Source organism: Pseudomonas sp. GV085 (genome assembly GCF_003050925.1).
Taxonomy (GTDB): Bacteria; Pseudomonadota; Gammaproteobacteria; order Pseudomonadales; family Pseudomonadaceae; genus Aquipseudomonas.
The window spans coordinates 31,682-52,798 of the sequence record NZ_QAOV01000018.1 but is presented as its reverse complement, the minus strand read 5'-3'; the positions used below and the strand labels follow the sequence as shown (position 1 = coordinate 52,798).

At 56.9% G+C, this 21,117-nt stretch carries 23 protein-coding genes; 14 read left to right on the top strand and 9 right to left on the bottom strand.

Annotation, left to right across the window (positions count from 1 at the left end; genetic code table 11):
• Positions 1–142: 142 nt before the first annotated feature.
• The gene (locus tag C8K63_RS27255) at positions 143–1,597 is read right to left on the bottom strand and encodes a TrkH family potassium uptake protein (protein ID WP_108219510.1); all 1,455 of its coding nucleotides are present in this window, start codon (positions 1,595–1,597) and stop codon (positions 143–145) included.
• A 210-nt stretch (positions 1,598–1,807) separates the two neighbouring features.
• Positions 1,808–2,083 carry a DUF2798 domain-containing protein gene (locus C8K63_RS27250; RefSeq protein ID WP_108219509.1) on the bottom strand — a complete coding sequence of 92 codons (276 nt, stop codon included), beginning with the start codon at positions 2,081–2,083 and terminating at the stop codon, positions 1,808–1,810.
• 131 nt (positions 2,084–2,214) lie between these two features.
• Here C8K63_RS27250 and C8K63_RS27245 point away from each other — a divergent pair, with 131 nt between their 5' ends.
• From C8K63_RS27245 to lhpI, 8 genes are all read left to right on the top strand, one after another.
• The gene (locus C8K63_RS27245; protein ID WP_108219508.1) at positions 2,215–3,156 is read left to right on the top strand and encodes a LysR family transcriptional regulator; all 942 of its coding nucleotides are present in this window, start codon (positions 2,215–2,217) and stop codon (positions 3,154–3,156) included.
• 193 nt (positions 3,157–3,349) lie between these two features.
• Positions 3,350–4,225, top strand: coding sequence for a MurR/RpiR family transcriptional regulator (locus C8K63_RS27240; protein ID WP_108219507.1), 876 nt, complete (start codon positions 3,350–3,352; stop codon positions 4,223–4,225).
• A gap of 13 nt (positions 4,226–4,238) precedes the next feature.
• A complete protein-coding gene (locus C8K63_RS27235; protein WP_108219506.1) occupies positions 4,239–4,994 on the top strand; it encodes a transporter substrate-binding domain-containing protein in 756 nt (251 codons plus the stop codon).
• 113 nt (positions 4,995–5,107) lie between these two features.
• Positions 5,108–5,827: an ABC transporter permease gene (locus tag C8K63_RS27230; RefSeq protein WP_108219505.1), complete on the top strand. Its 720-nt coding sequence runs from the start codon at positions 5,108–5,110 to the stop codon at positions 5,825–5,827.
• Positions 5,824–6,534 (top strand): ABC transporter permease, encoded by a 711-nt coding sequence (locus C8K63_RS27225; protein WP_108219504.1) that lies wholly within the window; start codon positions 5,824–5,826, stop codon positions 6,532–6,534. Before C8K63_RS27230 ends, C8K63_RS27225 begins: the two co-directional genes overlap by 4 nt.
• A 49-nt stretch (positions 6,535–6,583) precedes the next feature.
• Complete coding sequence (locus C8K63_RS27220; RefSeq protein WP_108219503.1) at positions 6,584–7,825, top strand: FAD-binding oxidoreductase; 1,242 nt, start codon at positions 6,584–6,586, stop codon at positions 7,823–7,825.
• 17 nt (positions 7,826–7,842) lie between these two features.
• Positions 7,843–8,631, top strand: coding sequence for an amino acid ABC transporter ATP-binding protein (locus C8K63_RS27215; RefSeq protein ID WP_108219502.1), 789 nt, complete (start codon positions 7,843–7,845; stop codon positions 8,629–8,631).
• Between the two features lie 138 nt (positions 8,632–8,769).
• Entirely contained in the window at positions 8,770–9,717 is a 948-nt protein-coding gene (gene lhpI / locus C8K63_RS27210) for a bifunctional Delta(1)-pyrroline-2-carboxylate/Delta(1)-piperideine-2-carboxylate reductase (protein WP_108219501.1), read from the top strand.
• A gap of 94 nt (positions 9,718–9,811) precedes the next feature.
• On the opposite strand, the gene arsN2 is transcribed toward lhpI, so the two are convergent.
• Positions 9,812–10,261, bottom strand: coding sequence for an arsenic resistance N-acetyltransferase ArsN2 (arsN2, locus tag C8K63_RS27205; protein WP_108219500.1), 450 nt, complete (start codon positions 10,259–10,261; stop codon positions 9,812–9,814).
• 351 nt (positions 10,262–10,612) lie between these two features.
• On the opposite strand from arsN2, the gene C8K63_RS27200 reads away from it, so the two are divergent.
• Complete coding sequence (locus C8K63_RS27200; RefSeq protein WP_108219499.1) at positions 10,613–11,428, top strand: lytic transglycosylase domain-containing protein; 816 nt, start codon at positions 10,613–10,615, stop codon at positions 11,426–11,428.
• A 247-nt stretch (positions 11,429–11,675) separates the two neighbouring features.
• On the opposite strand, the gene C8K63_RS27195 is transcribed toward C8K63_RS27200, so the two are convergent.
• Positions 11,676–12,026 (bottom strand): BON domain-containing protein, encoded by a 351-nt coding sequence (locus tag C8K63_RS27195; RefSeq protein WP_108219498.1) that lies wholly within the window; start codon positions 12,024–12,026, stop codon positions 11,676–11,678.
• 480 nt (positions 12,027–12,506) lie between these two features.
• Between C8K63_RS27195 and C8K63_RS27190 the strand changes: the two genes are divergently transcribed.
• Positions 12,507–13,046 (top strand): hypothetical protein, encoded by a 540-nt coding sequence (locus tag C8K63_RS27190; RefSeq protein ID WP_108219497.1) that lies wholly within the window; start codon positions 12,507–12,509, stop codon positions 13,044–13,046.
• A 320-nt stretch (positions 13,047–13,366) separates the two neighbouring features.
• Complete coding sequence (gene gfa, locus C8K63_RS27185) at positions 13,367–13,945, top strand: S-(hydroxymethyl)glutathione synthase (protein ID WP_108219496.1); 579 nt, start codon at positions 13,367–13,369, stop codon at positions 13,943–13,945.
• A gap of 412 nt (positions 13,946–14,357) precedes the next feature.
• Here gfa and C8K63_RS27180 read toward each other — a convergent pair whose 3' ends face one another.
• The 5 genes from C8K63_RS27180 to C8K63_RS27160 all read right to left on the bottom strand — a co-directional run bounded on the left by C8K63_RS27180 (position 14,358) and on the right by C8K63_RS27160 (position 18,334).
• Entirely contained in the window at positions 14,358–15,077 is a 720-nt protein-coding gene (locus tag C8K63_RS27180; protein WP_223530247.1) for an amino acid ABC transporter ATP-binding protein, read from the bottom strand.
• Positions 15,078–15,145: 68 nt separating this feature from the next.
• Positions 15,146–16,108, bottom strand: a complete 963-nt coding sequence (locus C8K63_RS27175) for an agmatinase (protein ID WP_108219494.1) — start codon at positions 16,106–16,108, stop codon at positions 15,146–15,148.
• Positions 16,109–16,134: 26 nt separating this feature from the next.
• Entirely contained in the window at positions 16,135–16,797 is a 663-nt protein-coding gene (locus C8K63_RS27170) for an amino acid ABC transporter permease (protein WP_108219493.1), read from the bottom strand.
• Positions 16,787–17,467, bottom strand: coding sequence for an amino acid ABC transporter permease (locus C8K63_RS27165; protein WP_108219492.1), 681 nt, complete (start codon positions 17,465–17,467; stop codon positions 16,787–16,789). The genes C8K63_RS27170 and C8K63_RS27165 overlap by 11 nt, the downstream gene beginning before the upstream one ends.
• 15 nt (positions 17,468–17,482) lie before the next feature.
• Positions 17,483–18,334 carry a transporter substrate-binding domain-containing protein gene (locus C8K63_RS27160; RefSeq protein WP_108219491.1) on the bottom strand — a complete coding sequence of 284 codons (852 nt, stop codon included), beginning with the start codon at positions 18,332–18,334 and terminating at the stop codon, positions 17,483–17,485.
• 128 nt (positions 18,335–18,462) lie between these two features.
• Here C8K63_RS27160 and C8K63_RS27155 point away from each other — a divergent pair, with 128 nt between their 5' ends.
• From C8K63_RS27155 to C8K63_RS27150, 3 genes are all read left to right on the top strand, one after another.
• Positions 18,463–19,368: a LysR family transcriptional regulator gene (locus tag C8K63_RS27155; RefSeq protein ID WP_108219490.1), complete on the top strand. Its 906-nt coding sequence runs from the start codon at positions 18,463–18,465 to the stop codon at positions 19,366–19,368.
• A gap of 118 nt (positions 19,369–19,486) precedes the next feature.
• Positions 19,487–19,663, top strand: a complete 177-nt coding sequence (locus C8K63_RS30410; protein WP_158273966.1) for a hypothetical protein — start codon at positions 19,487–19,489, stop codon at positions 19,661–19,663.
• A gap of 38 nt (positions 19,664–19,701) precedes the next feature.
• A complete protein-coding gene (locus C8K63_RS27150) occupies positions 19,702–21,075 on the top strand; it encodes a sigma-54-dependent Fis family transcriptional regulator (protein WP_108219489.1) in 1,374 nt (457 codons plus the stop codon).
• The last annotated feature ends 42 nt before the right edge of the window (positions 21,076–21,117 follow it).

Here is a 21,117-nt window from a genome sequence, read left to right as displayed (position 1 = left end):
CAGGCAGAAACCGGCCAACAGCGGCAATCCAAACGACGACTGATCTCTCCATGGAAGTACTCGCTGCCCCTTCGGTGGGTATCGACAATTTTATTTTCGTCCCCCCCATGGCCCCTTTAGATGCAGACCCCGACAAGGTTGATCAATATCTCCAGAAAACCGGAGTGACGAGCACCAACACAGTCAGGATTTCGAGCCTTCCCAGAAGCATTCCAACGGTCAGTAGCCATTTGGCTGCATCCGGTAATGATGAGAAATTACCGGCCGGCCCAATGATCGTGCCAAGCCCTGGCCCGACGTTACATACCGCAGTAGCTGCGCCGCTCAATGCTGTTGTCCAATCAAGTCCAATGAGAGCCAGGCCCAGGGCGATGGCAGCAATGGTGATGGTGAAGAAAAACGAGAAGGTCAAAAGTGAGCGCACGATCTCCTCGTCAATGGGATGACCGTTGTAATTCTTCTGAATCACGGCTCGAGGATGGATCAACTGCTTCAAACTGCTTACCAGTAGCGCGGCAGCCACCTGAAAACGGAAGATTTTGAGACCACCTGCGGTGGAGCCGGAACACCCACCGACAAAGGTCAGATAGAAAAAGAGCAAGACAGCGAAGCTGCCCCATAACGTGTAGTCGCCAACCGCAATTCCGGTGGTCGTGACCACCGAGGTCACATTGACTGCCACGATACGAAACGCATCCCACCACCCGTAATCGCTGTGAAAACAAAGCCAGGTACCCACAACCAGCGATGTGACGAGCAAGAATCCAATGAATCCGCGTACCTGGTGGTCCTTGATCAGTGCACGCCGATCGCCCCGCAATGACGCGACGTACAAGGTGAATGGCAGGCTGCCCAGAATCATGATGGCCACTGCCACCCAGTGAATCGCAGGTTGCGTCCAATGCCCAAGTGAGGCGTCCGACGTTGAGAACCCCCCGGTAGAGATCAAAGACATTGCGTGGTTGACCGCTTCAAATGACGTCATTCCGGCAAGCCAGAGCGCCAGGGCTCCGATGCCAGTAAGCCCCAGATAGAACAATAGAATGTACTTGGCTGCCACATGGGAACGCGGGGTCACTTTCTCCGACCAGTCTGAGGACTCTGTCTGGAACAGACGCATGCCGCCTACTCGCAACAGTGGAAGGATCGCCACAGCCATGCCGATAAAACCGATGCCTCCCAACCAATGCAGCATGGAGCGCCATATCAATAGGCCAGGGGATGAGCTATCCAAACCGGTGAGTACAGTCGAGCCCGTGGTTGTGATGCCAGACATCGTTTCAAAGAATGCATCGGTGTAGCTGATATGGCGGATGAACACCATTGGCAATGCGGCGAAAGTGCACACAACGACCCAACTACCGGTAGTCAGCAGGTACATATCCCTGGGGCGAAGCTGGGCAGCATCCGGGCGCCCCCGCACAATCAACAACAAGCCGCAGATGAAGGTAATCAAACTCGACCAGAGAAAGGCCGACAGATCGTCGCTACGCTCATAGGCCACCAGTGTGATCATGGGAATTGCCATGCTTACGGCCAGCGTGATCAGAAAGATGCCCAGGATAAAGCCAATAAGCCGGATAGCTCCGAGAGACATAACAATAGTGTTCCAAATTAGCACCGCGCAGTATCGGATGCCCAACCTGAAGGCCCCGTAAATTTTGCGTAAAACTTCTACGAGGAATCAGTCAGGCTGTGTGCGTCCAAGAGCAGTTTTGGGTCGACTCCGGCCTTTGACGGCCGGCAACAGTCGACCCAACAGGGTTGTCCACGACGCCCCATCAATCGGGCCGCTGAGCGGCCGCCCTTAATGATGGGGGTGTACAGTCAAAGACACCAGTTTAAGCACAATGGGACGAACGACGAGTATGCACAGGAATGCCACTGGCATGGCCAATTTATAGGCGTGCAGCGCATTACTTAGATAATCAATCTCAATTCCGGAATTTGCCGCAGTGATCACGAGTGACATCAAGAGCGCCATGATTGTGGCCATATACAGTGCGAAAACATAAGGAGTAGCGCGAGCCGAGAGCTTACGCTGGTTGAAAAATAGAGTTTTAGAGGATGTTTTTGGATTCATATCAGACCTTTTTGATCTTCGATTGATAGGGGATGAACACCATAGCAAGATCAAAAATCAGCAACTAGACGGCTAGCAGTGGTTGCTTTATAAAGAAAATCTTATGAATAACTCTTCTCGCTGGGCCAAAGATGAACCTGTTAGGGGCGATTGCCAGCTTTATCAAAGTGGTTGAAGCGGGCTCCATCGTGGGCGCGGCCAAAACCCTGGGCGTCAGTGCGGCAGCCGTTAGCCAGACCATAAATCGCTTGGAAACCCACCTGGGCACGCGCCTTCTCCAGCGCACCACTCGCAGCATGGCGTTAACCGAAAGCGGCGTGGTGTACTACGAAAAAGTGAAACGCATAGCGCGTGATCTCGAATCGGCGCAAAGCGCGATCACCAGCGCGCAGACTCATCTGCAAGGGCGACTGTGCATCGCTTCTACCTCCGCTTTCGGGCGGCATGTGTTGGCATCACTAATCGCCGGCTTCGCTGCACGTTACCCACGCCTGACACTTGAACTCTCAACCACAGATCGCAAAATCAATCATATTCAAGAAGGCATTGATCTGAGCCTTCGGATCAAACCACAACTGGAAGAGGGGATCGTCGCTCGCAAGATCGTTTCAATCCCTTTTATCATCTGCGCGTCGCCCACCTATTTGGAACGAGTCGGCTGGCCACACGCCCCTGAAGAACTCCAACACCATGCCTGTCTAGCATTTCGCTACCCGCTAGACGGACGCATTCTACGTTGGGGTTTTATCCGGGATGGGCAACGTTACGACGCTACTCTCAATGCGACCGCAATCAGCGACGATATTGACGCTCTAGCCCAAATGGCCATCCGCGGCGCGGGAATAACCCGATTGGCAGAGTTCGTGGCGGCGCCCTATATCGAAAGTGGCCAACTCATTCCTCTATTTGAACATCGCCACGCTTCAACTTATGCCTATGCTGAACCGCTCGATATTTATGTATGCGTCCAGGAACGCGCCGCTATCACACCCAAGGTCAAAGCTTTTATGGATTATTTGACTGAGCATCTGGAAATGCGCTGGCCGATGAAAAATACCTTTACTGCGTCCTGATACGGTGCTTTGCCGCCTTCATAAATTCAATGGTCGAGCTTTGCCTGGGACATCCTGAACCTCCAACCGAGTTGTCGATGCTGCGTACCAGAGTGACGATCATCGGCAGTGACAGTTATCTGTCATGTGTTGACTTTATGCCAGAAAACACGCATTTTCTTTCGTAAGCGCTGAAAAACAACAGGAAGCAGCCTTGAGCCAGCCCATCAAACAACGCCTTGAAAGCAGTCTTTCAACCGCCGCCGCCTCAGGCCGGGTGATTGCTAACTATATGCTGGCCAACCTCTATGAACTGCCGTTCCAGACTGCGGCTGATATTGCCGCGAAATTGAACGTCAGTGAATCCAGTGTGGGGCGCTTCTGTCGCTCCCTCGGATATAGCCACTTCAAAGACCTGAAAAACGACCTCAAGGTCGACCTGGGCGATGGCCCATGGCTGGTGGGCGATCGCTTGCAGGAGTTTCGCCATCAAGCCAGCCAGGGCCCGCAAGGCCTGCCGCGCAGCTTCGAGTTGGAAGTCGCGGCCCTGGTCAAGGTTTACGAATATAGCCTCACCCCTACCTGGCACAACGTCAGCCAGCGCCTGGCCACCCGGCGCAAGGTGTTCGTCGCCGGGTTCCAGACAGAGCGTGGCATCGCAGCATCCATGGTGCATCTGTTGCAGTACCTGCGCGATGACACACACTGGGTCGACGGTGCCGCCGGGCATTACGCCGACGTGTTGCTCAGTGCCCCCGAAGACAGTGCGCTGGTGGTGTTCGAAGCCCGCCGCTATTCCCGCCACGCCCTGACCCTGTGCCGCAAGGCCCGCGATGCCGGAATCCCTGTGACGCTGATCACCGACACCTTTTGCGACTGGGCCGAACAGAATGCCGATGAAGTGTTCCGCGTGCCCACCGAGTTCAACCTGTTCTGGGAATCGACAGCGGCGATGCTGTCGCTGGTCCACCTGCTGGTCAACGACGTCTGCAAACAGCTGGGGCCCGAGGTCGAAAAGCGTCTTGAATCCATCGCGGCCTTACACAACGAGTTCGTTGGATACACATCGTCACCAAACTTAAAACAATAAAACGAGGTGCTGGATGAAACACGTCATTCGCTTTGCCGGTGTATGCGCAATGGTCCTGGCCGGGGCCACCAGCGCGCAGGCTGAAGTACTGAAGATTGCTACCGAAGGCGCTTACCCGCCGTTCAACTACGTTGACTCGGACAACAAGCTGCACGGTTTCGATGTGGATATCGCCAACGCGCTGTGCGAACGCATGAACGTGCAATGCAGCATCGTCGCCCAGGACTGGGAAGGGATTATCCCGGCGCTAATGGCGAAGAAATACGATGCGGTCGTGGCTTCGATGATCGCCACCGATGAGCGCAAGCAGAAAATCGATTTCACCCGGCACTACTACCGTACCCCCCTGTCCGTGGCGGTATCCAAGGACTCGAACATCACCGACGCCCAGACCGACTTCAAGGGCCGCACGGTCGGTGCCCAGTCATCCTCGACCCAGGCGATCTATGCCGAAGATCATTACGGCCCGGCCGGTGCCGACGTGAAGCTCTACCCTACCCTCGATGAAGCCAACAGCGACTTGGCGACTGGCCGGATCGACGGGGTGATTGCCGACAAATTCCCGCTGCTGGCCTGGGTCGACAGCGCTGGCAAGGACTGCTGCAAGATCATCGGCGACGTCAACGGCACCACCGCGGATGCGTCCATCGCGGTGCGCAAGGGTGACGATGCCCTGCGCGAGCGCTTCAACAAGGCGCTGGATGAAATCGTCGCCGACGGCACCTATAAGAAGATCTCCAGTCGCTACTTCGCCTTCGATATCTATTGATCCCCCGAGTCCTCAGGCGCGTCTGAGGGTCGTTACTTGCCGACATGCTGCACCGCACCCGCACACGGGTGCGGCGAGGGCGTGCGAGATTAATTTACCGAGAGGGTTCGAGCATGTTCGAAAACCTGTCATTGCTATCCTTCGCCAGCGGCGGCTGGGGTTCAGCCTTGCTGGCCGGCGCTCTGGTGACCATTGTCCTGGCCCTGAGCTGCCTGCCGATTGGCCTGCCGCTGGGTCTGGGCCTGGCTTTGGCCGCCCGCTCCCGACGTCGCTGGCCGCGGGCCATGAGCACGGTGTTTGCCACCGTGTTCCGCGGACTGCCCGAGCTGCTGACCCTGCTTATAATCTATTACGGCTGCCAGATCGGTGCGCAGAAACTGTTGGCCGCGATGGGCTACGAGGCCGAAGTCGCGATCAGCCCCTTCGTCGCCGCGATGATCGCCTTCAGTCTGGTGTTCGCCGCGTTCTCCAGCCAGATCTGGCTGGGCGCCTTCAAAACCGTGGCCAAGGGCCAGTTCGAAGCTGCAGCCGCCCTTGGCCTATCCCGACGCACAACCTTTACCAAGGTGGTACTGCCGCAATTGGTGCGCATTGCTTTGCCGGGCCTGTCGAATAACTGGCTGTCACTGCTCAAGGACACCTCGCTGGTGTCGACCATCTCCCTGGTCGACCTGATGCGCCAGACCAACCTGGCGGTCAGCGTCACCAAGGAACCGATGCTGTTCTACACCGTGGCGTGCTTTGGCTACCTGTTTTTCTCGGCCATTTCCGGCCGTCTGTTCCAGTTCCTCGAGCAGCATTTCAGCCGCCATCAACGGAGCGTTCGCCCATGAGCTTCGATGAATTGCAAAATCTGTTCCTCAGCCCTGACTTGTTGGAGCGTTACGGTCCCCGTTTCATCGAAGGTCTGTTGGTGACTGCCAAGCTGGTGGCCATTTCCTTCACCCTTGGCGCCCTGCTCGGTCTGCTGATCGCCCTGGGCCGGTTGTCGAGTAACCGCTTTATCAGCCGTTTTACCAGCGTCTACGTGTATTTCTTCCGCGGTTCGCCGCTGCTGGCACAGCTGTTCATGCTCTATTACGGCCTGGGTTCGTTCAAAGGCTTCTGGCAGGACGTGGGTTTGTGGTGGTTCTTCCGTGACGCCTGGTTCTGCACGCTGCTGGCCTTCACGCTGAACACCGCGGCCTATCAGGCCGAGATTTTGCGCGGCAGCATCCTGGCCGTGACCCAAGGCCAGCGCGAGGCCTCGAAAGCCCTCAGCCTGTCGCGCTGGACCACCTTTCGCAAAGTCATCCTGCCGCAATCGCTGCTGGTCGCCATTGGCCCGCTGGGCAATGAACTGATCCTGATGATCAAGGCCAGCGCCATTGCCTCGCTGGTGACCATCTACGACTTGATGGGCGTGACCAAGCTGGCCTTCTCGCGCAGTTTCGACTTCCAGATCTACCTCTGGGCCGCCGTGCTCTATCTGCTGATTGTGGAAGTCGTACGGCGCAGCCTGAAAGCGCTCGAGGGCCGCCTCGGCCGTCACCTGCAGTAAACCAAATTGTTTCGGGCTGCCGTGCGCGCCCCTGCATCAGGGAAATACCATGCATTGCGAAACCATCGTTCTGGGCGCAGGGATTGTCGGCGTCAGTACCGCACTCCAGTTACAGGCCCGTGGCCGTAAGGTCGTGCTCATCGACCGCCAGCAGCCGGGTAACGGCACCAGCCACGGCAATGCCGGGCTGATCGAGCGCGCCAGCGTAATTCCCTACGCGTTCCCGCGCCAGTTGTCGAGCCTGTTGCGCTACGCGGGCAACCAGCAATCGGACGTGCGCTACAGTCTGAAGTACCTGCCCAAAGCCATTCCATGGCTACTGCAGTACTGGCGGCACTCCGGGACCAAGGGCTTGGCCGCCGCAACCCAGGCCATGCTGCCGTTGGTGGAGCGCTGCGTCAGCGAACACGACCTGCTCTGTGCACCGGCCGGCATGGATCACTTGATCCAGGCCAGTGGCTGGGTCGAGGCCTACAATTCTCCACCGGCGTTTGCCAAGGCCCAACGCGACGCTGCTGCACTCATGGACTATGGCCTGAATTACGAAGTGCTCGACCGCGACCAGATGCATGCCCATCAACCGGGCATGCACAGCTGCGTGGTCGGCGGCATTCACTGGCTGGACCCCAAGACCGTTAGCGACCCCGGCGGCCTGACACGCGGTTATGCCGAACTGTTCGTCAAACGCGGCGGCGTGTTCGTCCTTGGTGACGCCCTGTCCTTGCGCCAGCGCGTGGGTAAATGGGAAGTGCAGAGCGAACAGGGCCTGGTGATCGCAGACGAAGCCGTGGTCGCCCTCGGCCCGCAAGCCCGGGGCATTTTCGAGCCACTGGGGTATGACATTCCACTGGCGATCAAGCGCGGTTATCACATGCACTATGCCGCCCTGCCTGGCACGCGCTTGCAACAACCGCTGCTTGACCCGGTGGGCGGTTATGTCCTGGCACCCATGGTCGGCGGCATTCGCCTGACCACCGGAATCGAGTTCGCCGACAGCCAGGACCCGGTCAACGAAATCCAGCTACGTCGCTGTGAAGAGCTGGCGCGCGCCTTCTATCCGCTGGGCGAACGCCTGGATGCCGAGCCTTGGCTGGGACGCCGTCCATGCTTGCCGGACATGTGCCCGGTGATCGGCCCGGCGCCACGACACAAAGGTCTGTGGTTCAACTTCGGGCATGCCCACCACGGCCTGACCCTCGGCCCGGTCTGCGGCCGTCTGCTGGCCGAGTTGATGACCGGTGCCACCCCCTTTACCAACCCTGCCCCGTACAGCGCCGAGCGCTTTCACTGATTGCCGGAGACAAGACCATGCACGCCCTCTCTGCCCTTGTAGACACTCCGCTCGCCGCAAGCCCGGACACCCGTAAGGTGGTGGTTGATATCGCCGGCCTGAATAAGTTCTATGGCGCCTTCCATGTGCTGCACAACATCGATCTGAAAGTGCGCGAAGGCGAGCGCATTGTGCTCTGTGGGCCTTCCGGCTCCGGAAAATCGACGCTGATCCGCTGCATCAACCGCCTGGAAATCGCCGAAAAAGGCCGCATTCTGGTCAACGACACCGACTTGGCCCAGACCAGCCGCGAGGCCGCCAAGGTCCGCAGTGAAATTGGCATGGTGTTCCAGCATTTCAATCTGTTCCCGCACATGAGCGTGCTCGATAACTGCACCCTGGCCCCGATTTCGGTGCGCGGTATGAGCCGCAAGAAGGCCGAGGAACTGGCCCGGCACTTCCTGCAAAAAGTCGGTATCGCCAGCCAGGCCAGCAAGTACCCCAGCCAGCTCTCGGGAGGCCAGCAACAGCGCGTGGCCATCGCCCGGGCGTTGTGCATGGAACCCAAAATCATGCTGTTCGACGAACCCACTTCGGCGCTCGACCCGGAGATGGTCAGCGAAGTGTTGGATGTGATGGTTAACCTGGCCGGCAGCGGTATGACCATGCTCTGCGTGACCCACGAAATGGGCTTTGCCCGGCAAGTGGCCGAGCGCGTGCTGTTTCTCGATGGCGGCCAGATCATTGAGGACGCACCGCCTCAGGACTTCTTCAGCGCCCCGAACAGTGCACGGGCCAAGGCCTTTCTTGCGCAAATTTTACACTGAGGCCACATAAGAGCACGGCCGGCCAGCGATGGCTGTGCCGTCCATACGCCAGGCGCAGGCCGTTTATCAACGCACTTGCGCGCACAGCAGTTTCGTTCCGACATCCGCCACTACTGATCTCAGCAAAAGGAATATTCAATGACTAATATGCTGGCGAATAATGCCGCCCCGAAAAACCTTTCGGTTACCGTCTGTGATCAAGCGCAGACAGCGGCACTGCTGGATTTCAAAAAACTCGTTGACGCTATTGCCCAAGCCGCAACCGAGCTGGAAGCCGGTTCAATTCTGAGCCCTGAGCGCTTGGTTGTACCCTTGGGTGACGGCGGTGTTTTGCTGAGCATGCCCGCCACCGCCCAGGACATCGGCATCCACAAACTGGTTAACGTCCAGCCGGGGAATGTGCAGCGTCAGCTGCCCACGATCAACGGCACGGTAACCGTATGTGATGCCGTAACCGGACAAATAAAGTGCTTGCTCGACGGCCCGGAGGTCACAGGGCGTCGTACTGCGGCAGTAACCCTCCTCGCGATTCGGACGCTGTTCAAGCATGAACCGAAACAGATCTTACTGTTCGGGACCGGCGCGCAAGCACGTCATCACGTACAAGCTATCGATGCCCTTTACCCACAGTGCATGCTGTGGGTTCGAGGGATTGACGCGCAAGCGACGGCAGACTTCTGCAACAACAATCGAGACCTGCACGAGCATTTGCAACCGTGTGGCGACAGCATTCCCGACGTGGATGTGGTGATCACCGTAACCACCAGCACAGAGCCGGTCTACAACGAGCCAGCCAAACCTGGTCGATTGATTATTGGTGTAGGTGCTTTCAAGCCTGAGATGGCGGAGCTTGGCAAAGTCACTCTGGACGGTAGCGTTCTCTATGCTGACGATACTGCCGGTGCGCAGCACGAAGCAGGTGACCTGTTGCGGGCAGGTGTGGATTGGTCTCAAGTCAGATCGCTGGCCGCAGCCATTCGCGGCCCAATCGATTCGTCACGGCCCGTTGTATTTAAAAGCGTTGGTACCGCGGCTTGGGACCTGGCAGCTTCACGGGTCGCGCTCCACGCCCTTGCCAGCCAATAACCCAATTTCGGAAGCTTTGAATTATATAAATAGCACTCAGCCATCGCTCGCGTGACTATCCACGCTAGCGATGGCCCGGAAGCGATTCGATGGGTTACTTCGCACAATTGGAAGCGCTTAAAGTTTTCCGCAGGTAGCTTGCCGAGGAAGGGCACAAATGCTTGAACTGAGCTGTCTGGGTAATTGCGGCAGGCGCCTTTTCCCTATCAAGCAGTACGTACCCATTGGTTGCAAAAAAATCAACCGCGTTTTGGGTCAACAAATGCAGTCGGGCTGCGCCTTGGGAGGCCGCTGATTGTTCCAGTTCCGACAACACCGCTTTTCCCAGTCCCGCTCCACGATGCTCCTCGCAAACAACTAGAGAGCGCAGCAGAAGATCGGGACCAGCCCCCTCCAATCCTCCATAGGCTACCCATTTCCCATCCACTTCAAACCGGTAAAACTGCCGTCCTGGATAGCTCACATCGTCGTAAGGCAATCCAGCCTGACGCAATGACGCACGGAGATGATTCAAACCACTGCCCCCTACTTTAATCATCTGCATCGTCAGTACTCTTGTCGGCTAGCTGACACTCAAGGCCAGCAGGCTCTCGCTGCTTGATCTCGTCCACTATGAGTTGTGGATTCAACCGGTCGAGACAGGTAGAAAACGGCCAGAAGGAGACATCGGTTTGCGTCGGGATGCCCCCTATCCATTCGTCAGGCATTAAGCACTGTTGGCCTGCGCCTCGCCTGGGAACGCCGGCAGCCCGTACGTCAACACAAGTTCCAAGGCCGGTTACAAGGGGTATAACTATCAGAACAACAGGCGGGTCACCCGGAATAGGCCCTCCAAAGGCAGCGCCCGGGCCAGGTGCCCCAGACCTGATCGGCACCTGCGGCGTGGAGCGATGTGATGAATTCCAGAGCATGGCAATGGGCTCGCAAGGGCCTTCTTGGCTGCATCGAGCTGGCCTTGCTGGTCGCTCCATTGTGCGCCAGCGCCATGTTCAAGTGCCAGGCCAGGGACGGAGCCATCAGCTACACCAGCCAAGCCATCGCCAGCGCCCGCTGTACTCGCCTCAATGGCATGGCGGGCGCCGGTGTCGGTGGTGTCGGTGCCAAGGCAATGGCCCTGCCACGGCTTGTGCGGGACGACGACTCAGGCGCGGTGCGGATTCGGGTGTACACCTTCATCCACAAGGGTATTCGTCAATTTGTGAGCCGGCGCCCCGTCGGGATCTCCGCACGGGTCGATGTCCTTGAGCTCTATTACATCAAGGGCTGCTATCTGTGCATGGCGTCGAAGGATTTCAAGGTCGCCTCACTACGCCTGGACACCCATTCCTATCGGCGGGAGATCGAAGCCGCTTCGGGTCATTATGGTGTCGACAGGGCGCTGATCCGCGCGGTGATACATGCCGAATCGGCGTTTCGCCCCAACGCCATTTCCGAAGCCGGCGCCCAGGGGCTGATGCAGTTGATGCCCGCCACCGCCGAGCGCTTCGCCGTGGACGATCCGTTCGACGCACGACAGAACATTCGTGGCGGCGTGCGCTACCTGGCCTGGCTGCTCAAGCGCTTCAACGGCAACCAGGTGCTGGCGTTGGCAGGTTACAACGCTGGCGAAGCGTCCGTGGTCGAGTACAACGGGGTGCCTCCCTACGCAGAGACGCAATCCTACGTCACCCTCGTGCAGTCCTTGACCGAACGCTATCGCAACCATCGCTAGTACTGTTGCGAAATTGCACCCCACTTGACCACCCGCTTGCATTCGACCTGACCAGTCATTTGCATTCGTTCTGACCACCGATTGCATCGGATTTGACCAGCACGCTTTGTAATCATCATCGGCCATAAGCAGCCAGTCGCAAATGTCCACGAAACCATGGGCAATTCACTCTGGGGCACACAGGCATTCAGCTTCCCTCCGCCCTCGGTTCCCGACTGGGAGCGCGGCGCCTACAAAGTTACCATTATCATTTGTCGTCCATCTTCGTTGACGATTGTGGCCGGCGCTCAGTGCTCTCTTCAGCGTTGGGCGCTTCTGGAAAACTCCCTGGCGTGAACACATGGGTCTGCAATTCGGTGGCATCGACTTCGGCGACACCATGAACCGAACGGGCCAGACCAATGGCCTGTTCACACTGTCTATGAGTGTTGACGCGGCCGCTTAACGCCACTATGCCCGCATGGGTTTTGACATTGATATGCAGGCTAAGGGTCGGATCGGAAAATGCCAGGGCCGACTTCACCTTGGCGGTAATCCATGCATCGTGAACGGCCATTTCCAAACCATGAGCGTAATGCTGGAAGGAGTGATTTTTCATGGCTGAACCCTCTCTCGCGTAATCAGACGTACTGTCCATCCCATTTGCTGTGCCGCCCGCTGCCTGTCAGGTGAACGCTATGGATACCTGATTCGTTTTGGAGCGCTCGTCACGCAAACATTGACAGACATTAATTATAGTACGGCCGTTGCCTTCGGTCAGAGGGCTGTCCCCCGTGAACGCCCGCCTTGGTCGCTCTGTGCCAGGCGCAACACCTGCAGAGCACTCCAAACAGTCCTTATTGCGATCAGCCCTGATTAACCCATAGCTGCCGATCTCGGCCAAGAGCGGACCGTGAGCACCATGCTCAAGACGCCTTACGAGCACAAAAACCTGTCATTGGTTCTCGTGACTCTGTGTTGCGTTTTCTGCCGCTACACTCAAGCGGAACAAGGCATTACACATGGACAAGGCGCGTCATCAGACACAAATGGCGCAAACATTACGCAACTTATATCGTCCACTTATAGTGAGTCGCCCATGAACCGTCGACTGCTCACCGTTTTCATCGCGATGTCACTTTCATGGTCGAATCTGCATGCCGGTTACTGGAAGGATTCAAATGGCAATCCATACCCAGACACTGAGTCAAGACGATCCGTCGGCGAGTTTGGTGGCTCACTATTAATCACCTCCGATCCCGATTGGGAAAAAAAGTGGGATACTTCGCCCGAAACCATTCCCGTATTTAACGAAGCAAAGGTTGCTACCCAAGGTAAATGGATCTTTACGCTGATTTTTTTTGCCAACCCGAAGCTGAATGCCAATCACGAAGCAAACATAACGTGCGATCTGAAAGTCATCAGGCCGGATGGTACTGAGTCGATCAATCAGCGAGATATCGTTTGTTTTCAAGGACACCTCAAGGGGGAGTCGAATCACCTGTACCACGCCGCCCCCGTGATCAATTTCATCGGAGAACCAGGCGATCCCACAGGTATCTGGACGGTAGATATCACGCTTAAAGACAACTTGCGCAACGTTGCCATACCGCTCAAAACAGCATTCACCCTGAGATAGGTACGTGGCACTCCTGACGATGCAGGAAAACATGCACCGATCCAACGATTGCGCGAATGACCGCCATGGGTCGGATAGCGTTGCGCTGGTCCTGGCCGCGCTCGAGACGTCATCGCAGACTACTCTTGATCTGGGTAACCGATCGGTCGCACCGAAGGAGGTCACTCGTTTATGCACTGTGTCCTTTTCGAAATCCGCCGCGGTTCGATCGGATGCATGAAGGCAAATCGATCCGCGCGGTCATGGAGTTCCGATGAACTACCGATCTGGGGCACGGCCCCAGGCACTTTTGTCTGACACCCTGAAACGGAGACGCCAGCATGAGCACCTTGCAACTTCACCCTGCACTGGACAATGGTATCCAACCCGCCGCCGCGAATTTCACAGGTGGCACCCTGCAATGCCTGTGCGCGACCGACAAGGTCGAAGTCAAGATCGACTCGCAAACCCTGTATAACCACGCGTGCGGCTGTAGCAAATGCTGGAAACCAAAAAATGCAATATTCGCCGTCATCGCCGTGGTGCCTCGAGATAAGGTCAGCGTCATTGCCCACGGCGAAAAACTGGCGATTGTCGACGAATCCGCCACCATCCAACGCCACGCCTGCAAGCAGTGTCACGCCCATCTCTTTGGGCGCATCGAGAACAAGGACCATGCGTTTTATGGCCTGGACTTCGTCCACACCGAGCTTTCGCCACAGAGCGGATGGGCTGCGCCGGGATTCGCGGCGTTCGTGTCCTCCATCATCGAAACCGGCACACCGCCAGCGCAAATGAAGGCTATCCGCGAGCGCTTGCGCTCGATCGGCCTGGAACCCTATGACTGCCTGTCCCCGGACTTGATGGACGCACTGGCGACTCATGTCGCCAAACAGAAAGGCCTGCTCCCCGCCGCCTGATTGATCGGTCGCCGCGGTTTCTTTTCCGGACCGCGGCTCCGGTTCACCTTTGATGTTGTGCGCCCCACATAATTAACGGGGGGCTGTGGGCATCAAGACAATGGATTACGCCAGTTTTCAATTCCGCTTGTACCAATTTTGTTCCTCCAGGCTCTCTCAACCCACCTTTTCGCTATGGCTAACTGCATCTACATCAGGCAGATAACGGCCAATAGCTACCCTTGCAACAGACTTCCATCTTGAGTGGATATCCGCATTTTTATCGTTTAACTGTTGGTTGTAGATATTGTCACGCGATGCGAAGCAGATCTAATACGAAACGCGTCAGTCAGCAGGGCAATCCATAATCGATACCTGCTGACCGCGCTTTAATTGACTGACTCCGTATTGAACGCTGGATACAACGTGGAACTTAGTGCCCCAGTATTTTCGACAGGAAGAGCTTTGCCCGCTCCGAAGACGTCCCGTTAAAGAATGCTTCAGAGGATGTGTCATCAATGATCATCCCCTCCTCCATGAAAACCACCCGATCCGCCACGCGCCGAGCAAAGCCCATCTCATGGGTGACCACCATCATCGTCATGCCGTCCTTGGCCAGCGACACCATCACGTCCAGCACCTCGTTGATCATCTCGGGGTCCAGCGCCGAGGTTGGCTCATCGAAGAGCATGATGACCGGATCCATCGACAATGCCCGGGCGATGGCAACACGCTGCTGCTGACCACCAGAGAGCTGCGCCGGGTACTTGTGGGCATGTGCGCTGAGGCCCACACGTTCAAGCAATGCCAGACCTTTGGCTTTCGCATCGTTTGTCGGACGATGGAGCACCTTCGTTTGTGGCAACGTGAGGTTCTCGATGATCGACATATGGGGGAACAGTTCGAAATGCTGAAACACCATGCCCACTTGCTGGCGCAACTTTGGCAGGTCGGTTTTTGCGCTACCGATCGACTGCCCATTCACCAGGATCTCGCCTTTCTGAAAAGACTCCAGACCGTTGACCGTCTTGATCAATGTCGACTTGCCTGAACCTGAAGGCCCACACACCACCACAATTTCGCCTTTACTGACGTGCGTCGAGCAGTCTTTGAGGACTTGCAAATTTCCATACCATTTATTGATTCCGCGCATTCTGATGCAGTGGGGCTGAACATCTGCAGCGAAGCGTGAAGCCGATGACACCGCGGCTGTAGTCTGAATCATTTGTCGAAGTACCCCGCACGAATAGAGGCGCCGATCAGATTGACAATCAAGCGTCCCGCCGTCACGCAGGTGAGGTTACTTGCGTTGTCTTTGCCCGGCTGGATTTCAACGATATCCATACCCACTACCCGTCCTTTTTTCACCAATCCGTGAATAAGCTTGCGTGCCTGTAAAAAAGTCACGCCACCTGGGGCCGGACCATCGACAGCGGGCATGATGGTCGGGTCGAGACCGTCGGCATCAATGGTCAGGTAGTAGTTTCCACCATCGGGAATACGCGAAAGTACCGCGTCCATGCCGATCTCGTGCAATTCATAGGCACTGATCAACTCCGCGCCATACTCGCGCGCTACCTCGAGATCCTCGGGGCGTGCGCTGCCTTGGGCGCGCAGTCCGATCTGGAAGATCCGGCCGACATGGGCCATTTCGGAGGCACGACGTATCGGACTGGACAACCCTTCCCGGATCCCGTTTACGTCGTCGCGCCAGTCAAGGTGCGCATCGATATGGATGATGGTGATCGGGTCGAGACTGTCGTAGGCCCGTAGAACCGGCGTAGTAATTCCGTGGTCACCGCCAAGAATGACTGGCAGCGCTCCAGCTTTGAGAAGCTGCCGTACGGCCTGCTCGGCACGTTCATAGTGCTCACCTGGTTTGGCGACATCGGGCAACACATCACCACAGTCGATGAATCGAATATCGCTACGACCTTGCAGCAGTGGGCCATCGATATCGAAATCGTAATGCCGCGGATCACGCACCATGCGGTCGGTGAGCTGACGAATTGCCAGCGGCGCATTGGTCTGGTCGTTGGTGTATGAGCGCGGGCCGTAGGGCGAACCGAAAGGCATGCCAAGCACGGCAATATCCGCCTGTTGAAGGTTTTCCAGATCGGTCATCAATTCTGAATAAAGCAGGGTCTGATGGCTGGTACGTGGTGCGACGGTCAGATTCTTCATAAAAAACTCCTGAATGATGGGATTTTCTAGCGATGCCGCCAGTGTCTTTCACGGGCTTCCAGAACTTGGCCAAGTGCATCGAGGACAATGCTCGACAGCCAATAGAGCAATGCAGCGGTGCCAAGCACTTCGAGGTAAGCGAAGGTGTCAGCGGTCATCAGATTGCTCTGATAGGTGAGCTCAGGAAGACTGGTTACCGAGAAGATCGCGGTGTCCTTGAACATCATGATGATCAGGCTGGTAGTAGGCGGGATCAGGTAGCCAAAGCTTTGTGGCACGACCACGTAGCGCTGAACCTGCCAGACGGAAAACCCCAGTGACCGCGCTGCGCGCGCCTGGCCGGCCGGCACGCTCTTCAAGGCGGCGCGCAGAATTTCGCTGAAGTACCCGGCCGTATAGAACGCCGTGGCACCAATGGCGATCGCAAAGGATGAGGCTTGCACTCCCAGCTGCGGCAGGCCGAAAAACAGCAGGTACACCACGATCAGGAACGGTACATTTCGTACAAGTTCGACATAACAACGGGCAAACAGCCTTGGCAACCAATGCTGGGCATCGGCCATGTAAGCGAACAGCGTTCCGATCAACATCCCCAACGGAATACCGATGGCACTGACCGTCGCGGTAATTTTCAGTCCCTGCAGCAATGCGGGGATTACGTGACTGACCACTTCAAGATCAATGGGCATTTGGCATCACCTTGGCAATGCGGCGCTCGATGAGTCGCGAGATCGACGAAGCGCACAGCAAAATAAGGAAATAGACGACCGCTGTTGCGCTGAACACTTGCAGTGGAAGATCGCTTTGCAGCGTCGCGTTACGAGCCACGGTAGCGAGCTCACTGACGGCAATGATCGACAGCAGTGATGAGGCTTTGAGCAGTACGGTGTACTCGTTGGTCAGCGGAGGAATGGAGCGATGGAACATCTGCGGCAACAGCACGTAACGCCACTTCTGATGAGCGCGCATCCCCAGTGCCTGGGCTGCTGCCACCTGACCTCGAGGAATCGAAGTCAAAGCACCCCGCAGGATTTCACTGATGTAGGCCGCCGTATTGAAAGACAGGGCCAGGATCCCCGCCTCCAGTGGTGTCAGCGAAATACCGATCAGGCCCGGCACAACGAAATACGCGATAAGCAATTGAATCAGCAGCGGTGTGCCGCGGATGGCACTGACGTAGACCATCACCGCGTATCGGCAAATGGGTCCCGCCGCGACTCTCAGCAGAAGTAAAAGCACGCCCAATCCGAGCCCTATGAGAAAAGCCAGACTGCTCGCGATAAATGTTGTTGCCGCACCTTGTAGCAACCCATCGAAAAACGGACCCAGCGCGGTGTGCGCACTCAACCAGCTCATCATTACCTGGCCCTCCACTTAGAGGGCCGCGTCAGGGAGGTACCCTGAAGTCGGTAATGTCAGCGTTTCGCCGAACCATTTTTTCTGCAACTCGGCCAACTTGCCCGTAGCGCGCATCTCATCAAGCGTTTCGTTGATAAACGTGCGTACTTCTGGATTCTTGGCATTGACTACCCAAGCCAAGAGCTTGGAATCGCCGACTTCGCCCACCGTTTTATAAATGTCCGGCTGACGGCGCATCTGCACAGCCAATACGTTGCTGGGTAGAACACCTGCATCGATCGAGCCATTGGCAATCGCCAGGCCGACGTCGGGATAGCCCTGGAATAGTTTGAGATCCGCGTAGCCCTGCCCTTTGCTGGCTTTGAGTTCTCGATCGTATTCCTGCAGTGCTTGTTGGGCTGAAGAACCCATCTGGGTCCCCACCACTTTGCCTGCTACATCTTCAGGCTTGCTGATGGTTGTGTTGTCCGCCTTGACTACGAATAGCGAGCGGACAATGCCGATGGGCTGGCTGAAAGCGAACCGCTTGGCACGCTCAGGTGTGATCCCGACGGAAGTGGCCACGAAATCAAATTTGTTGCTCATCAGACCCGGAAGCAAGCCATTGAACGGCAAGTTCAACTGCTCCAGCTCGACGCCGAGTTTTGCGGCCATTTGTTCCAGAATATCGTGGCCATAACCCACAACCTTGCCGTTTTCAACGAATTCATAAGGTTCGTAAGCGGCTTCGGTACCCACAGTCAGCTTGCCACGCTGCTTGATGTCGGCAAGCGTGCTTGCCTGGGCTAATGCGAAGGTGGAAGTACAGATAACCAGCGAGGTAAAGAGCACGGTTTTCACGATGCTTCGGCGACTGTGTGTAGTCATGATGCAGTTCCCCCATTTCTTGGAGTGTTGTAGTTGTGAAGGTTGCTGGAACCAAATTAGCCAGTGCGAAAGCGCAAGTAAAATCACTTTATTAGCGATATGGTCTTGGAATCTGATACCTTTTATCCATGAACCGATTCGACCTTACCGAGCGTGACTTACGCTCTCTGCGTATTTTCTGTGCCGCCGCTGAAGCCGGGGGATTTGCTGCGGCTGAACGCCGGCTGAATATGACCAAAGCCTCGATCAGCAGGCATATCAAGGAGGTCGAGGAGCGCCTGGGTGTGCGTCTGTGCGAGCGAGGTCCGGCAGGTTTCAAGCTGAGCGCGGCCGGGAGAGTGGCGCTGGAATTGACGACCAACGCACTCAATTCCCTTGAACGGATCAAGCCGGAAATTGATGCGGTACGTGCCGTGATATCCGGCACCGTCTCGATTGGAACTGTCGAGCATATGCTCGCCGATCCGAATTGCCGACTGGTCGACGCGCTGAAAGAACTGAGACGCAGGGCCCCTAACGTTCAGGCAGAAGTGGCCGTGATGACCTTTGCCAATTTGAACCAGGCACTGCGCGAGCGCCGGGTGCAGGTGGCTATTCGTGGAATGTACCGCAAAGAGCGAGCCTTCCATTACCAAAAGCTGTTCGTCGAAGATCATCGGGTGTATGTAGCGAATCAAGCGCCGGGCGAGAAACTGCTCCGACCTCAACTGGTTTATCGACCGCATCCCTTCGTCGAGGAAACGCTGGCTACACATGGTTTTGAACGAGGGCCCGAAGCCGCAGGACTGGAAGCGATCGCGATGCTCGTTGAAGGTGGAGGTTATGCCGGGCTACTACCGGAGCATTATGTCGAACTTATCGCCCCGCGCTTCGACTTGCGGGAGTTACCGGACAGCCCCGTGTTCCATAACACCATCTGCGCAATAACCGAGGCTTCTCGCCCTTTGTCACGAAGCGCAGAGCTTTTTCTCGAGATCCTTGAGGAATTGCATGCAAGCGACTCCTCCCTCTCGAATCGAAATAGCGCCAGATAGAAAACGAATGGTTCCGGCACAATGAATCATTTCCAGCGCTCGATTCAATTGACTCAAGAGGGTACGCAAGGCTGCCAACTACTACCCCACACGCATTCGCTTCACGAGGATCAGCTTGATGACGGGCGGCGCGCGGTTCGGCGCGTATGGCGGCGGTCTGCTGTTGGGCTTGAAATGGAACCCGGTGCAATTGTTCATCCTGCTGATCGTGCCGATCTTCATCGCTGCGATAGCGGCGCGGCTGAAAAACCGCAGCGATCGATCGAACATGACCGGGGGTGACGCATTAAGCTAGCGCTCTAAACACCCCACTATGCTGTCCTGGATTCCTGCATGAACGTCAATGACGCAAGTTTCGAAGAACTGTTGGACGCCCTGCACGACGGCGTCTACATCACCGACGGCGATGGCAACACACTCAAGGTCAACAAGGCCTACGAACGCTTGACCGGCCTCAACAGTGCCGAACTGGTGGGGCGCTCCATGCAAGTGCTGGTCAATGAAGGGACGATCTCTCAGTCCGCCACTCTGCGGGTTTTACGCGAAGGCTTGCCCGTTTCGGTGATGCAGAGCGTGAGTCACGGGAAAAAACTGTTGGTCAGCGCCACACCGATCTTCGACAGCGTCAAACGTATCCGTTACGTGGTCAGCACCGTACGCGACATGACCGAGTTGTTGCGCATGAAGCATGAGCGTGACGAACTGCATCAGCTCAAACAACTGCGCAACAGCACCGCGCAATTACATGCCGGTCAACGCGACGAACTGTTGAACTCCCTGCCCGTGGCGGACCAAAAGGTTTCCGGCCGGGTCTTCGCCCTGGCGCGCCAGGTGGCCAGCAGCTCGGTGAAGGTGCTGCTGCAAGGCGAAACAGGTGTCGGCAAGACCCTGGTCGCGCAATACATCCACAATGCCGGCCCCCGTGCCAAAGAGCCGTTTTTGGCACTCAATTGCGGTGCACTGCCGGAAAATCTCATTGAGGCCGAACTGTTTGGCTATGTCCCCGGTGCCTTTACCGGCGCCGGGCCGAAAGGCAAGCGTGGCCTGCTCGAACTGGCCCACCACGGGACGTTGTTTCTGGACGAAATTGGCGATCTGCCGTTACCGGTCCAGGTCAAGTTGCTTAAGGTGATAGAAGAAAATCGCTTCATTCCGGTTGGCGGGCTGGAGCTCAAGGAAGTGGACGTGCGGATCATCAGCGCCTCCCATCATGATCTCAAACAGCGGGTGGCACAGGGGCTGTTCCGCGCGGACCTGTACTACCGACTCAACGTCGTCCCCATCCACATTCCCGCCCTGCGCGAGCGCAGTGAGGAAATCCCGGCGCTGTTGCATTTCTACCTGGAGACCTACAACGGTCGTTACGCACGCCAGGTGCAGTGGAGCCTGGAAGCGCTCGACCTGCTGTGTGAGTACGCCTGGCCAGGCAATATCCGTGAGTTGATCAACGTGGTGGAGCGGCTGGTGGTCACCACCCAGGGCGACACCATCGAGGCGCTGGATCTGCCCGAAGAGATACTCAACCTCAGCCCGCAGGACACCGACCAAGGCCGCCTGCCGCTGCGCAAGATTGTCGAGAACGCCGAACGCGCGGCGATTCGCGCGGCACTGCGCTTGCACAAGACCACCCGCCTGGCGGCGAAGGCCCTGGGTGTGAGCCAGGCCACCGTGGTGCAAAAAATGAAGCGCTGGGAACACTCTGACTGACAACGTTTGATCAGTATTCCAATCAAACAGCCCCCGGGCGAT

Bases quoted from the DNA above. Each gene is read 5' to 3' on its own strand.
- C8K63_RS27225 (WP_108219504.1), top strand. From the start codon at position 5,824: ATGAGCTTCGATGAATTGCAAAATCTGTTCCTCAGCCCTGACTTGTTG.
- C8K63_RS27250 (WP_108219509.1), bottom strand. From the start codon at position 2,083: ATGAATCCAAAAACATCCTCTAAAACTCTATTTTTCAACCAGCGTAAG.
- C8K63_RS27190 (WP_108219497.1), top strand. From the start codon at position 12,507: ATGAACCGTCGACTGCTCACCGTTTTCATCGCGATGTCACTTTCATGG.
- arsN2 (WP_108219500.1), bottom strand. From the start codon at position 10,261: ATGCAGATGATTAAAGTAGGGGGCAGTGGTTTGAATCATCTCCGTGCG.
- C8K63_RS27220 (WP_108219503.1), top strand. From the start codon at position 6,584: ATGCATTGCGAAACCATCGTTCTGGGCGCAGGGATTGTCGGCGTCAGT.
- C8K63_RS27235 (WP_108219506.1), top strand. From the start codon at position 4,239: ATGAAACACGTCATTCGCTTTGCCGGTGTATGCGCAATGGTCCTGGCC.
- C8K63_RS27175 (WP_108219494.1), bottom strand. From the start codon at position 16,108: ATGAAGAATCTGACCGTCGCACCACGTACCAGCCATCAGACCCTGCTT.
- C8K63_RS27160 (WP_108219491.1), bottom strand. From the start codon at position 18,334: ATGACTACACACAGTCGCCGAAGCATCGTGAAAACCGTGCTCTTTACC.
- C8K63_RS27165 (WP_108219492.1), bottom strand. From the start codon at position 17,467: ATGATGAGCTGGTTGAGTGCGCACACCGCGCTGGGTCCGTTTTTCGAT.
- C8K63_RS27255 (WP_108219510.1), bottom strand. From the start codon at position 1,597: ATGTCTCTCGGAGCTATCCGGCTTATTGGCTTTATCCTGGGCATCTTT.
- C8K63_RS27230 (WP_108219505.1), top strand. From the start codon at position 5,108: ATGTTCGAAAACCTGTCATTGCTATCCTTCGCCAGCGGCGGCTGGGGT.
- C8K63_RS27215 (WP_108219502.1), top strand. From the start codon at position 7,843: ATGCACGCCCTCTCTGCCCTTGTAGACACTCCGCTCGCCGCAAGCCCG.
- gfa (WP_108219496.1), top strand. From the start codon at position 13,367: ATGAGCACCTTGCAACTTCACCCTGCACTGGACAATGGTATCCAACCC.
- C8K63_RS30410 (WP_158273966.1), top strand. From the start codon at position 19,487: ATGACGGGCGGCGCGCGGTTCGGCGCGTATGGCGGCGGTCTGCTGTTG.
- C8K63_RS27245 (WP_108219508.1), top strand. From the start codon at position 2,215: ATGAACCTGTTAGGGGCGATTGCCAGCTTTATCAAAGTGGTTGAAGCG.
- C8K63_RS27170 (WP_108219493.1), bottom strand. From the start codon at position 16,797: ATGCCCATTGATCTTGAAGTGGTCAGTCACGTAATCCCCGCATTGCTG.
- lhpI (WP_108219501.1), top strand. From the start codon at position 8,770: ATGACTAATATGCTGGCGAATAATGCCGCCCCGAAAAACCTTTCGGTT.
- C8K63_RS27180 (WP_223530247.1), bottom strand. From the start codon at position 15,077: ATGCGCGGAATCAATAAATGGTATGGAAATTTGCAAGTCCTCAAAGAC.
- C8K63_RS27150 (WP_108219489.1), top strand. From the start codon at position 19,702: ATGAACGTCAATGACGCAAGTTTCGAAGAACTGTTGGACGCCCTGCAC.
- C8K63_RS27195 (WP_108219498.1), bottom strand. From the start codon at position 12,026: ATGAAAAATCACTCCTTCCAGCATTACGCTCATGGTTTGGAAATGGCC.
- C8K63_RS27155 (WP_108219490.1), top strand. From the start codon at position 18,463: ATGAACCGATTCGACCTTACCGAGCGTGACTTACGCTCTCTGCGTATT.
- C8K63_RS27200 (WP_108219499.1), top strand. From the start codon at position 10,613: ATGAATTCCAGAGCATGGCAATGGGCTCGCAAGGGCCTTCTTGGCTGC.